11 protein-coding genes and 1 other annotated feature are annotated in these 13,953 nt (G+C 30.0%); of the genes, 2 read left to right on the forward strand and 9 right to left on the reverse strand.

Features of this window, described 5'->3' with window-relative positions; all coding sequences use genetic code 11:
• Positions 1 to 46: 46 nt before the first annotated feature.
• The 9 genes from HGPB_RS08760 to HGPB_RS01940 all read right to left on the reverse strand — a co-directional run bounded on the left by HGPB_RS08760 (position 47) and on the right by HGPB_RS01940 (position 9,709).
• A complete protein-coding gene (locus HGPB_RS08760; protein WP_172635023.1) occupies positions 47 to 3,703 on the reverse strand; it encodes an S-layer homology domain-containing protein in 3,657 nt (1,218 codons plus the stop codon).
• Between the two features lie 280 nt (positions 3,704 to 3,983).
• Positions 3,984 to 5,315 carry a branched-chain amino acid transport system II carrier protein gene (gene brnQ, locus HGPB_RS01910; protein WP_019131991.1) on the reverse strand — a complete coding sequence of 444 codons (1,332 nt, stop codon included), beginning with the start codon at positions 5,313 to 5,315 and terminating at the stop codon, positions 3,984 to 3,986.
• Between the two features lie 65 nt (positions 5,316 to 5,380).
• Positions 5,381 to 5,614, reverse strand: a binding site (T-box leader).
• 76 nt (positions 5,615 to 5,690) lie between these two features.
• Positions 5,691 to 5,957 (reverse strand): CPBP family intramembrane glutamic endopeptidase, encoded by a 267-nt coding sequence (locus HGPB_RS09095; protein WP_081578447.1) that lies wholly within the window; start codon positions 5,955 to 5,957, stop codon positions 5,691 to 5,693.
• Entirely contained in the window at positions 5,924 to 6,379 is a 456-nt protein-coding gene (locus HGPB_RS01915) for a hypothetical protein (protein WP_019131992.1), read from the reverse strand. Before HGPB_RS01915 ends, HGPB_RS09095 begins: the two co-directional genes overlap by 34 nt.
• 87 nt (positions 6,380 to 6,466) lie before the next feature.
• Positions 6,467 to 7,099 carry an ABC-2 transporter permease gene (locus HGPB_RS01920; protein ID WP_019131993.1) on the reverse strand — a complete coding sequence of 211 codons (633 nt, stop codon included), beginning with the start codon at positions 7,097 to 7,099 and terminating at the stop codon, positions 6,467 to 6,469.
• Positions 7,100 to 7,738, reverse strand: a complete 639-nt coding sequence (locus tag HGPB_RS01925) for an ABC-2 transporter permease (protein WP_019131994.1) — start codon at positions 7,736 to 7,738, stop codon at positions 7,100 to 7,102.
• Complete coding sequence (locus tag HGPB_RS01930) at positions 7,716 to 8,579, reverse strand: ABC transporter ATP-binding protein (protein ID WP_019131995.1); 864 nt, start codon at positions 8,577 to 8,579, stop codon at positions 7,716 to 7,718. Before HGPB_RS01930 ends, HGPB_RS01925 begins: the two co-directional genes overlap by 23 nt.
• Before the next feature lie 2 nt (positions 8,580 to 8,581).
• Positions 8,582 to 8,950, reverse strand: coding sequence for a GntR family transcriptional regulator (locus tag HGPB_RS01935; RefSeq protein WP_019131996.1), 369 nt, complete (start codon positions 8,948 to 8,950; stop codon positions 8,582 to 8,584).
• A gap of 108 nt (positions 8,951 to 9,058) precedes the next feature.
• Positions 9,059 to 9,709, reverse strand: coding sequence for a DUF542 domain-containing protein (locus HGPB_RS01940; protein ID WP_019131997.1), 651 nt, complete (start codon positions 9,707 to 9,709; stop codon positions 9,059 to 9,061).
• Positions 9,710 to 9,822: 113 nt separating this feature from the next.
• Here HGPB_RS01940 and HGPB_RS01945 point away from each other — a divergent pair, with 113 nt between their 5' ends.
• Both HGPB_RS01945 and HGPB_RS01950 read left to right on the forward strand, forming a co-directional pair.
• A complete protein-coding gene (locus tag HGPB_RS01945; RefSeq protein ID WP_019131998.1) occupies positions 9,823 to 10,191 on the forward strand; it encodes a zinc ribbon domain-containing protein in 369 nt (122 codons plus the stop codon).
• A 132-nt stretch (positions 10,192 to 10,323) separates the two neighbouring features.
• Positions 10,324 to 13,764 (forward strand): pyruvate carboxylase, encoded by a 3,441-nt coding sequence (locus HGPB_RS01950; RefSeq protein WP_036738145.1) that lies wholly within the window; start codon positions 10,324 to 10,326, stop codon positions 13,762 to 13,764.
• Positions 13,765 to 13,953: the final 189 nt, after the last annotated feature.

Raw genomic sequence — 13,953 nt, forward strand, 5'->3', positions numbered from 1 at the left:
ACATCACAGTCTGATCTGATTTTTTATTAATACTTTTTAAGATTATTTAAGATTGTTTAATATTTTTTTCTATATATTCTAATATTTCTAAACATCTTTCGTCTACCTTACCCGCTTCTCTCCTAACATATTTGTGGGTGTTTGCTGCTTCTACTAATTCATAGTATCCCCAATGACTTCTGTCTAGGTCTATGAATTTCTTTATCTTGTCTTGGTTATCATTTATATAGTCTTTGTCTGCTGATCTTTCAAATAGTGAGTTTAGGATTTTTACTGCTTCTGTTCTTGTGATTTCTCCGTCTGGTTTAAAGCTTCCGTCTGGATATCCTTCTATTCTTCCATTAGCATAAGCTTGTTGTATTTCTTTTTCAAATTGATGACCTTTTACGTCCGCAAACGGAAGTTCTTTTGAGTTTTCCTTGTCTACTTTTGATATCAGTTTTGCAAATTCTGCTCTTGTTATTTTTTCATTTGGTCTTATCTTGTTATCTTCTGCTAGAAGCATATCTCTTTCATAGGCTAGGTTTACATATTTGTTGTACCAAGCTTCTACTTCTGTGTCTGAAAATTTGCCTAGATTTTCGTTTGTGTCAAGTTCTGCAAGTCTTATTACTAGGGCTGCTGCTTCTGCTCTTGTGATGTTTCCTTCTGGTCTTATTGTCTTATCTGGATAGCCGAAAATATATGCCATATGAGTTTTTGGATCTTGCTTTTTATCTGCGTCATAGTTCTCATAGTTTCCTATTTCAAGCCATGGGAAAAGTGGTTTTCCTTTTTCTTCTTTTGGAAGAACTGGAACTACATTTTCTGGTTCCTCAGGTTTTTTATCTCCTTCCCAAATTGCATATAAAATAGTATTTCCCTTTATTACTATTTTACTTCCTGGAAGATATTCTCCTTTTTCTGCATTTGGATCAAGACTCCAACCTAAGAATTTACGATCCCTATAAGCTGCATTTTCTGCACCTAAAACTACTGCTTCTGTTCCAAATGAATAGTAATTTTTATCTTCTATTGGTTTAGATGGATCTATTAAACTTCCTCCATTAAGGTCATATTTAACTATAAAAGCTTCTGATGGGATACCAAGAATATCGTATATAATTCCATCATTTTTAGCTGCAAGATGTCTTCTATAAAAATCATTTAAGTATAATTTTTCTCCATTTCCACCATTTAAAAGTTCATCCTTATCTCTTGATATAAATTCAACTTGTCCTAGTTCATTTCTGTTAAGTATATAGTCAAATTCCGGAGCTATTTGATTATTTATAGCTTCATGACTCCAAAGTTTGTCTTGGAATTCTCTTGGAGCAATTTTCATTGTACCAATAAGATTTTTCTTATCCATGTTTAGCTTTCCGTTGCCATCAATCTTATAAGCGTCTCTATTTACACCATTTACATGGACAAAAACATTGTTTTGTGCTCCTACTGCCATTGCACCATTTGCCAAGGTTTCATCCTTAATACCTTCTGGAATATTTTTTAGCATTATACTATTATTTTTTAAAGCAAACATACCGGTAGTATTGTGACCATTATAATTATCTATAAGATAATTTTCTGCCAAATAAGAAAAGTTTACACTAGGTCCATTTTCTATCTTATCGTGAACGTAAATTGCATTTCCTAAGATTTGAGTCCCTGCACCTGTCCAGTCAACATAACCTACTCCTAGACTTGTAAAATCTTCTTTAGCACCATCTGTTCCTTCATTTATTACAGACCCCATTACTAAAAGTGTATTATCTTTTATAATTGAACAATTTCCAGTGTCTTCAAGTAAAATACCTGCAAGATAATTTGATAAGCTTGATTTCATAAGCCTGATATTTCCAAGAACTTGTAAACTATTATTTTCAATATTTGAAGATGATGAGGATGCTGCACTCATAAGTCCTGAAAATTCATTAGATCTATTAGAAATTAAGTTTATATTTTTAAATAAAGCTGTATTGTTCTTTAATACACCCTTATGATCATCTTTAATCATTCCTGCAAAAAATGAACCAGCATTACCTTTTAGATTTATATCATTATCAAAAGCTAGTCTATTATTTTCTACTGTCATTCCAGTCTTTTCATTTATATCTATATTAGAAATAAATCCACTAAAAGCAATTTTTCCTAAATTATTTTTAGATCCATTAACATTTGCATCTAAAGATTTAACCTTTATATCATTGTCTTTTACTGTATAAGCTCTATTAAGTCCCGTATTAATTTTTAAAAGATTATCACTATTTATATCAATCTTTATATCTCCAACATCAATTTTATTGTTAGAAACATGATTTCCAACATGACCTATTATTGAAAGGTAAGCATCTTTTGTTGCAAAACTATCACTTATAGGATTAATTTCTATACTTCCTATTTTCATATTGTTATCAGAAGTTTCTGGAGGAAATTTTGTTTTGTCTTGACTATCTATTAGATAACTAGAAACGGATATTCCTGCAAAATTTGGAAGGTTGGTATTCATTTTTATTTTTCCAACACTTATATTAGTATCTACTACATTCATAAGATTTCCTACACCGTAGTAGACACTACCACAGTTTCCAGCAGAAGTTACTTCTACATTATTTGCCTTAAAGTTTGAATTAATCACCCTTGGGTAAACTAATAATTCTTTATTATCAGATCCACCTGCAATTTCATTCATCTTTATAAAAAATGGATCATCTGTACTTTCATCTACATCCATCGGTAAAGAATATAATTGGTAATTATCATTTGAAATAGCCATTACTTCAACAGGATTGTTGATTCCTAATTCAACATCTCTTGATACTATATTCCAAGGTGCAATACCTATACTCACAGACATCATGGTTTGATCTGTAACAAAGGTTTTAGTATTGTCTAAAAAGCCAACTGCCGCAAAGGAATTCATCTTTCCATTAGAACAACCTGCATTTGAAGATATTATATTTTCTACATCAACATTTATTTTCTTACCAAAAACTTTTACTTTTCCTTTTCGATAAGAATCTCCAGTAACGGCAACTCCTGCTGCTGCTGACATATATCCTGGCGCATTTGTTTTAGCTACCAAGTTTTTAGCTTTAATATTGATATTTTCTAGTCTTAAAGTTTTATAACCACCATTTTCGGCAAAAAGTCCACCAACTAGAACATCTTTATCAAATACTCTATTTTCATCTCCAATATTTCCATTAACATTAATGTCTATATTGTAAAAATCAAACTCCGTCCAGTCTATTGCAAAGGCTCCCGCTTTATAATAGTTTGTGTAGTATTCATATGGTAGGATATTTCCTTCAACTCTTATTCCTATATTTTTTGCATAACCAAGATGGTTATATTTTTTAAAATCTTCGCCAACTTTTGAATCTACTTCTGCGCAGACTGCTGAACCTATTACATCTCCTTTACAAACTACATTAAAGTTTTGTAGAACTGGGTATTGTTCGTTTTTATCTGTTACATCTTGAGGATCACCCAAAATTTTACCAAATAAAGGTTGTATATCTTGTTCTTTAGTTTCTATTGTTATGGTAGGTCTTTTTTCTCCCTCACCTGTAACTATACAATTTGTAAGATTGACATTATAACCTATATCGGGTATTTGATTAGAATTTATAGTAATGTCATTCTTTATTACTATTTTCTTATTTTTTTGTTCCCCACTATTTAAAAGATTTACCAAATCATTTGTGTTATTAATTTCCATTAAATCTGCTGCATAAATATTTTTTGGTATTATCAAAAAACAAATAAACAATAAAAATAAATACAAATTCAACTTTTTTATAATTCCATTCGACTTCATATATTTATACTCCTTTCTACTATATAATATATATTTATTTATACCCAGCTTAAGCCTTATTCTTATTTTTGTAAACGCTTTTCTGATTTTAATATTCTTTTTTCTAACATAAAATACATAAAAAAATCAGACCATGAATTTTTTCACAGTCTGATCTGTTTTTTGTATTAATTTATAATTTCTATGCTCGTACTGGACTTTTTACTAAATAAAATCCTTTTACTAAAGCTTCAGTTAAAACAAGTCCCACAAGTGTTGGAAGTACCCAAGAAAGTCCTTGTCCAGCTAGTGGTAAAGATCTTTGTAATTCTGTTAAGAATGGAAGGGTTAAATTAAGAGTTTGATCTAGTATTTGAACAAGTGGTAGAAATACTGATACAAAAGCTGCAACAAAGTATGAAGCTTTACTATAGTTTACAAAGTCGTGAGTAACTCCCATAACTATTAACACCAAGGCTACTGGATATATTAATGTTAATAGTGGTACAGAAAATTCTAGTAGCTTGTTTAAACCAAAGTTTGACATCACAAATGAGAAGAAAGTCCAAACTATTACCCAAAATCTATAGCTAAATCTTTGTTTAAATAGGTTAAAGAAATAATCTCCCCCACTAGTTATTAAACCAACACAAGTTGTTAAGCAAGCTAAAGTAAATATAGCTGCTAAAAGAACTAATCCAAAATCTCCAAAAGCCATTCTTACATAAGATGATAGGATATCAGCTCCGTTTTCTGCTCCAGCAAACATGCCTGATGTTAGCATTCCTATTGAAGAAAGCATTGCATATACTACAAATAAAACTAAGCCAGCAAGAAGTCCTGCCTTCATTGTATAGTTTGTAACTTGTTTTTTATCTTTTACTCCAAATCTTCTTATGGCAAGTGCTATTACATAACCAAAGTTTAAAGCTGCGACTGCATCCATTGTGTCATAGCCTGATAAAAATCCTTTTAAGAAAGGTGTGTTTGCATAATCCCCAGTAGGAAGAGCCACATCCTTTGCAAGAAATACCACCCTTACAAACATAAATCCTATCATTAAAAGTAGGGTTGGAGTTAAGTATTTACCAATTCTTCTTACTAATTTATTTGGTTTTAGTGATACCCATAAAGCAAGGCTGAAAAATACAAATGTATAGATAAGTCTTGCTAAAACTACACTAAATCCTTGAGGTAGATATGGCATAACTGCCATTTCAAACGGAACACTACCTGCTCTTGGTATTCCAAGTCCATGTCCTATTGACATGTATATTGCAGTGGTAAAAACTATTGCAAAAGTTGGTCCAACTCTTTTAGATAGGTTTAAAAGTCCATCAGTCTTTCCAACAACTATTGCTCCTAAAACTGGGAATATTATTGCGGTAACAGAAAAGCCTAAAATACTTATAAGGCTAGCAGACCCTGCTTGATTTCCCAAAAGTGGAGGGAAAATCAAATTGCCTGCTCCAAAAAATAATCCAAAGAGCATTATACTTACTTGCAAAAATTCACTTCTAGTTAGTTTTTTCATTTTGATTTCTCCTTAAAAAATATTATTTAAACCTTATAAATAAAAAAAATCCTTTGTCTATATAGACAAAGGACGAAATTACCGCGTTACCACCTTTTATTCTTATTAAAATAATAAGCACTCAACAAGCATCCAACAATGCCGGGTATAGATAACGCCTACCAGAGCGTCAGATCTTACTAATTTCAGACCTGCTTAAAGAAAAATGATTTTCGAACTTACATCGATTATAAGCTTTCACCAAACGCCTACTCTCTGAAAATCTAAATAAGCCTACTCTTTTTTTCAAACTTTATTATAAAATTTAAATGTTAATGGAAATTAAAATTAACTAATTTAATCTTGTCAAGCATTTTCTATATCTATTTTTTATTTTTATATTCCTGTATAAAAAAGCACTGCCCCTATAATTATAAAATCATACAAAACATGGACTAAATACGAATTCCAAAGATTTTTTCTTATTATATAAGCAAGACTTAAAATCAATCTTACTATTCCTATCAATACAATACTTTGAACGAAATTATAGTTGTAGGTTGAAAGGTGCAAGGCTCCAAATAAAAGCGAAGATAATATCCAGGCTGAAAATATTGCAAAGTTTCTGTTTATTTTTTTAGTTTTTGATATAAAAACAAAAATGGAACCACAAAAAGGATTTCTTCTATAAAAAGTTGGACCAGAGTTACTGCAGCTATTTCAATTATATTATCTGCATTTATGCTATCTATTATCGGATTTTCAACCATTTCATAGTCTGCAAAAAGGTTTGATATAAAGATTACACTTATAAATAATAGAAGCAAAACTCCTATAACTAAAAATAAATCTTTTAATCTTGGCATTTTTAAAATCTTTTTATACCATTTTTTATCTATTATGAATAAGGACAAAAATCCTGACCCAATAAATACAATGTAGGTCAAAATTGGAAATTTGTTTTCAAAACTTGCAAAAATAAGACCCCCAAATAAAATTAACATGGATAAAAACCAGTTTAAATTTTTGGTTTCTGCAAAGGGAAAATCTGTTTTATCTTTAATTTCAATTAATTCATCATTCACATTAACAACTCCTAAATAAAAAATAAGCCTTTATTAATATTAAATAATATCATAAAAGCTTATCTTATTTTTAATTAATAGTTTCTATTAATAATTTTTTACAATTTTTACAGATATGGCAAAGGATATAAGAAATAAAATTATTATTCCAAGAAGTGATAGGAAAATCCTAAGACCCATGGTCAAAGTCATAAATCCAGCTAGCCAAGACTCAAAAAGTCCAGTTACAAGAAGAAATATCATTCCTATTAGGAAAAATAGGATAAATACCAGCCAAAATTTAGCACCAAACTTAAATATCATTGGAAGAAGCAAAATATTTACAATCATAACAGCTGCCGATAAATATAATAAATTATATAGGCTATCAGCTAGACTTAAGTCTCCAGCAAGTCCAAAAGGTCTTAATATAAAATAAAAAAGACTTGTGATTAAAAGTAAAATTCCTGCTGCTATAAAGCTTAAGAGATATTTTGAAAACACTATCTTTTTTACAGATATTGGAAGTCCCTTGGCATATGAAAAAGCACCTGCCTGTGTATCCATGCTGAAATTAAACATAAGAAAAATATAGGTGAGGGTTGATAAATATGTTGTAGATGTTTCAAATCCTGAAAAATACATAACAATTAAATATACTAAAGCCATAGCAAATATTGATTTTTTATTTAGATATTGAATTTTAAAATCGTAATAATCTTTAATTAACAAGGCCTTCATTTATTCTCCCCTTTCTAATAAATTCTTATAGGATAATTTTCTTAATACAAAGTAAAAAACTAGGTCAATAGCTAATATACTTATTGGAATTAGCCAATTTGAGCCAAGAAAAATCTTAATAAATAAGGATTTTTTATATTCATATAGTAGGCAAAAAGCCATATAGCTTACAATAAATAAAATCATTAAATATGAATATGAGTTTTTATAGCTATATTTTATAATTAAAAACTGCATCAAGGTATTTAAGAAAAATATAAAAGCAAACAGGCTAAATATAAAAATAAGTCCACTTATTTCTTTCATAGTCAGAATATAAAAAACTACAGATAAAAGATAACTAGCTAGGCTAACTAGAAAATTTAAGAAAAATTTCCCATCTACATATGCTTTTGCCCCTATTGGCAGTCCTCTTATATAAGAAATTAATCCAACTTGTTCATCCACAATATGGCAGGAAAGCACCATTCTAAAGGCAAAGAAGTTAAAAATAATTATAAGACTTAACATTATAAATATATTAGCTTCTGATCTAAAAATTTTTATTATTTGAAATAGAGAAAATAAGACAAAAAATATAATACTGACTATCATATTTTTTCTACAGTAATATAAATCATTTAATAATAGGGCCTTCATAGTCTTTTCCCCTTTCGTATAAAACCATAATTTCACTTATATGAGCCTTATCTAAAATTAGATCAGGATATTTCTTCTTCATTTCAAGCTTATTATCAACAAGGCATTCTATTGAATATTCTGATTTTTTTACTTTTAAAATATTTTCCTTATCAATCTTTTCTAAATCTTCTTCTGTGCATTTTAAAATTGCATAGTTTTCTAGAAGGTCATATTTTTCCTTGCTAAAGACTAATTTCCCATCATTTATGTAGGTAATATAGTCTGCGATTTTTTCTAGGTCCTCTGTTATATGAGATGAAAATAAGATCGAATGTTTCTCATCTTCCATAAATTCTAGCAAAATATCTAAAATATCATCTCTTATAACTGGATCAAGTCCGCTGGTTGGCTCATCTAAGATTAAAAGATCTGGTCTTGATGAAAGTGCTATGGCGATTTTGTATTTCATTTTCATTCCCTTGGAAAATTTATCGTTTGGCTTTTTGTCTGGAAGATTAAATTTTTTTGTAAGGTAATAAAAATATTCACTATCCCACTTGCTATAAATGTTTTTATAGATATTGTCTGTCTGTTTTATATTTATATTGTTGGAAATAAAAATGTCTTCTAATAAAAATCCAATCCTGTCTTTTATATTTTCATCTGGGTCTTGTCCAAATATTTTTATTTCTCCACCATGATTTATAATATCTAAAATTGATTTTAAAATTGTTGTTTTGCCTGCTCCATTTGCACCAATTAGCCCCATAACGCTTCCCTCTATATGGTCAAAGGATAGATCTTTTATTTCAAAGTCTTTGTATTTTTTTGATAAGTTTTTTATTTCTATGGCCTTCATTTCTACCTCCATAAAATTTTTAACATGCTTATTAATTCATCCAAATCGACTCCGCAGCTACTGGCAATTTCTATTGCAGAGTTTAATTTATTTTCTATTTCACATAATTTTTCTTCCTTTATAAGATCTGAGTTTAATTTTTTTACAAAAGATCCCCTCCCAGCAAGTGTATAAATATAGCCTTCTTGTTCTAAATCGTTGTAGGCTCTTTTTGTTGTAATTACTGAAACTCTTAAATCTTTTGCTAGAGATCTCATTCCAGGAAGTGCTTGATCTTCTTTTAAATCACCAGTAATAATTAAATTCTTTATTTGGTTTTTTATTTGTTCATAAATTGGAAGATCACTCGTGTTCGATATAATTATATTCATTTAACCACCCTAGCATATATACTGTATATATATTATATGCACTCTATTTTTATTTGTCAATAAAATAAAAAAACTCAGTCTTAAACTGAGTTCCTTTTTCTATATTTACTATCTTGTAAAAAGTTCATTATTTTCAAGGAAGATATGAGTTTTTAAATCATCTGATAATTCTTTTAATAATTCATAACTTTTAGAATATGTTGCACAAGCATCTTCTGGTAACTTAAAATCATTGGTTAAATTCTTGATTCTCTCAAGAAGTGATCCAACTTTTTCATGCTCTGCTATTAAAGTTGAAAAATCTAATTTTTCTCCTCTTTTTAATTTTGGAAAATCTATCTCTTCTTCGGCTGCAAAGTGTGGAATAAGATCAGCCTTTATTAATAAAAATACTTGATATATATCTTTTAGATTGTCCCCATGATTTATATAATGGGCTTTTATAACTTTTCTTAAACTTTTGTCAATTTCTTCAATTAATTCTAAATCTTTTTTATGATGGACAGAAATTATATAGTCTATAAGTTTATCAGTATCAAGTTTTAAGACTTCTTCCAGTTTACTGTCTAATTCAACTGGCTTTTCTATATTATTTAAAATATTTATAAATGAATCCGGATCAAAACCTATTTCACTTATTGCATCTTCTAAAGGAGCTGAACCACCGCAACAATAATCTATACCAACTTGTTCTAATTTTTCTATAATATTTGGATTATCTTTTACCGCTTCTTCTATTGTCATATTTTTATTTATCATATAAATTAATCCTCCTCATTTTTACATCTTCTTATTAAATATATACTCAATTTTTAAAAACTTTTAACTTTTATTAGATCTTTTTACTTGATATTATTTAGTCAGGTGATTATATGTTTTTTATTATTTCTTCTTATCCAAAGGAAGAAGAACTTTTTTACAAAGATAATATGCGGATACACTCTTGCGGTGGCTATCAAAGAACAAAAATAATTATGCAATATTATGTTTTATCTTTCTTCTTTCTTCCTATTTTTAAATTTAAAAAAAGATATTTTATAAGATACACTTGCTGTGGCAAATCTTATGAATTAAGTAAAGATATTGGAAGAGAAATCGAAAGAGGAAACAATCCAGATATAAGAGAAGAAGATTATATACAAGAGTTTTCTAATTATAATTCAGGCAATAAATGTCCATATTGTGGCTATGAATTGTCTAGCGATTTTGATTTTTGTCCAAAATGTGGAAGAAAAATTTAATTGTTTTTAAATAATCGGTATTATTTACTTTAATTTGTCTATTTAATACACTTTTTTATTAAATTAATGTATAATAGTAAAAATATTATTAAATATTTAATTCAAAAGAGGGAAGGGAAAATTTTGTCTAGTATAAGAAAAATAAAAAAGATACTTGTAGCAAATCGTGGCGAAATTGCCATTCGTATTTTTAGGGCTTGTAGGGAGCTTGGAATTACGAGTGTTGCAATTTATTCAGCAGAAGACTCTCTTGCACTTTTTAGGACTAAGGCTGATGAATCTTATCTTATAGGTAAGGGTAAATCACCCCTTGATGCCTATCTTGGTATGGATGAAATAATTCAGCTTGCCCTTAAAAAAGGCGTAGATGCTATTCATCCTGGTTATGGATTTTTAGCTGAAAATGCTGAATTTGCAAGAAAAATTGAAGAAGCAGGTTTGATTTTTATAGGACCTCAACATGATGTAATGGCAAAACTTGGAGATAAAATTGAATCTAAATTAGTTGCACATCAAGCAGGAGTAAAAACTATTCCTGGAGTTGATAAACCAATAAGATCAGACAAACAAGCTCTTGATTTTGCTAAAGAAGCAGACTACCCTATCATGCTAAAAGCAGCTGCTGGAGGCGGCGGTAGAGGTATGAGAATTGTTAGAAATGAAGAAGAATTAATTGAAAAATTTCATTCTGCTAAAAATGAAGCTGCTAAAGCTTTTGGAAATGATTCGATTTTTGTTGAAAAATATCTTGAAGCTCCAAAGCATATCGAGGTACAAATTCTTGGAGACTCCCATGGTAATATAGTTCATCTTCACGAAAGAGATTGCTCTATACAAAGACGTCATCAAAAGGTAATTGAATTTACACCAGCTTTTGTACTTCCAAAAGAAGTTAGAGAAGCTATTCAAAAAGATGCATTAAAAATTGCAAAATCTTTAAATTATAAATCAGCTGGTACTGTTGAATTTTTAGTTGATAAAGATCTCAACCACTACTTTATAGAAGTAAATGCCAGGATCCAAGTTGAACACACTGTAACAGAAATGGTAACTGGAATCGACCTTATCCAATCTATGATTAGGGTTGCAGAAGGTTATGAACTAAGTGATCCAGAAATAGATATAAAATCTCAAGATTCTATAAAATTATCTGGTTATGCTATCCAATGCCGTGTAACAACAGAAGATCCACTAAATAATTTTGCACCTGACACTGGAAGAATTACAAAATATTATTCTTCATCTGGTTTCGGTGTAAGACTTGATGGTGGAAATGCTTTTGCAGGATCAATAATTACTCCTTACTACGATTCTCTTCTAGTAAAAGTAATTTCTTATGGTAGAACTTGGGCCGATACAATTAATAAAGCCATAAGAGCCGTTAGAGAAATTAAAGTTTCAGGAGTTAAAACAAATACAGGTTTTATCCTAAATGTTTTAAACTCAGATGATTTTAGAAAAGGAATCTGTGACACAGGCTTTATAGAAAATCATCCAGAACTTTTTGAAATAACTACAAAACCAGATGCTGAATTAAGATTAATGAATTATATCGGAGAAATTGTAGTTAATAGTCCAAATAAAAAAGATAAGACTTATGACAATCCAATAGTTCCAGAATTTGAAGAAAGTCCAAAAGATTTCAAATCTTCTAAAAAACTATTTGATGAAATGGGTCCAGAAAAATTCTCTAAATGGATACTAGACCAAAATAAACTTCTTATTACTGATACAACAATGAGAGATGCTCACCAATCCTTAATGGCAACTAGGATGAGAACTCTTGATATGTATAAAATTGCTCAAGCTACAAATGCCAATATGAAAGAACTTTTCTCCGCTGAAATGTGGGGCGGGGCAACTTTTGATGTTGCTTATAGGTTTTTACATGAAGACCCTTGGGAAAGACTTCGCATGCTAAGAAAGCTTATGCCTAACATCTTAACTCAAATGCTCCTTCGTGGTAACAACACAGTTGGATATACAAACTATCCAGACAATGTTGTAAAAAGATTTATCAAAAACTCTGCAGAAAATGGAATTGATATCTTTAGAGTATTTGACTCTTTAAACTGGCTTGAAAATATGAGACTTTCAATAGACGAAGTCTTAAACAACGGAAAAATTGCAGAAGGTACAATGTGCTATACTGGTGATATCTTAAATGAATATAGGGATAAATACAATCTACAATATTATGTAGACCTAGCTAAGGAAATCGAAAAAACAGGTTGCCATATCCTAGCAATAAAAGATATGTCTGGTCTATTAAAACCTTACGCTGCTAGAAAATTAATCAAGGCTTTAAAAGATGAAATCTCAATCCCTATCCACCTACACACTCATGACACAACTGGAAATGGTGTAGCTTCTGTATTAATGGCAGCTGAAGCTGGCGTTGATATTGTTGATGTTGCAATAAACTCTATGAGTGGGCTTACTTCCCAACCAGCCCTTAACTCAGTTGTAGCAGCTCTACAAAACACAGATAGAGACACTGGTATGGATCTTGATAAAATTGAAGAAATAAATAAATATTGGGCAGCAGTAAGACCTGTCTATGAAGATTTTGAATCTGATTTAAAATCTGGTACAACAGAAATCTATAAATATGAAATCCCAGGAGGACAATATTCAAACTTAAAACCACAAGTTGAAAGTTTTGGACTTGGCTATAAATTTAAAAAAGTTATGGAAATGTACAAAACTGTAAATGATATGGTTGGAGATATAATCAAGGTTACTCCATCATCAAAGATGGTTGGAGATATGGCTATATTTATGGTACAAAATGAATTGACTCCAGAAAATATTCTTACAAAAGGTGCTAACCTAGACTATCCTGATTCTGTAAAAAATTATTTCAAGGGCATGATGGGACAACCTCTTGGAGGATTCCCAGAAGATCTTCAAAAAATAGTTTTAAAAGATGAAAAACCAATCACAGTAAGAGCAGGACTTTTACTAGATGACCATGATTTCGATTCAGATAAAAAATATCTAGATGAAAAATATAAAATGGATGCAAACGAAGATGACCTACTAGGACACGCCCTATATCCAAAAGTTTTTGAAGACTATTTAAAATTCAAAAATGAAACTGGAGACCTTTGGAGAATGCCATCATCTGTATTCTTCCACGGTTTGATGGAAGGCGAATCAGTTGTAATTCCAATTGATGAAGGAAAGAACTTAATCGTTCAACTTATAGAAATTGGTAAAGTTGATGATGAAGGATATAGAAATGTTAGCTTCGAAATAAACGGAAACAGAAGAACCGTTAAGATTGAAGATAAATTATCTGCAAATAAAAACGTAAATAAAATCCAAGTTAGATTTGCAGATGAAGAAAATCCTCTTGAAATTGGATCTTCAATTCCTGGTAAAATTGTCGCTATCAACAAAAAAGAAGGCGAAGAAGTTAAAGAAGGCGAAACAATAATTATAATTGAAGCCATGAAAATGGAAACAAATATTGTAGCCAAAAAATCAGGAACAATTGCTCAAGTCCTAGTCAATGTAAATGATATGGTTGAAAGCGGACAACTTGTTGCAACTTTAGAAGAAGAATAAATATAAAATATATTAGAAACCAGCGTTTGATGTGTACCCATAAAACTGGACACAATATTTAATTAATTAGTTGTAGTGGATGCTAACCTATACTTTGTAGGTGGCATCCATTTTGTTTTTGATTGAATTCTTTCGTTATTGTAATAATAGATCTATTCCTCTATTGCTCCTGAAAATTCTTCAAAAGAG

This window comes from Peptoniphilus obesi ph1 (genome assembly GCF_000311865.1).
GTDB lineage: Bacteria > Bacillota > Clostridia > Tissierellales > Peptoniphilaceae > Peptoniphilus_E > Peptoniphilus_E obesi.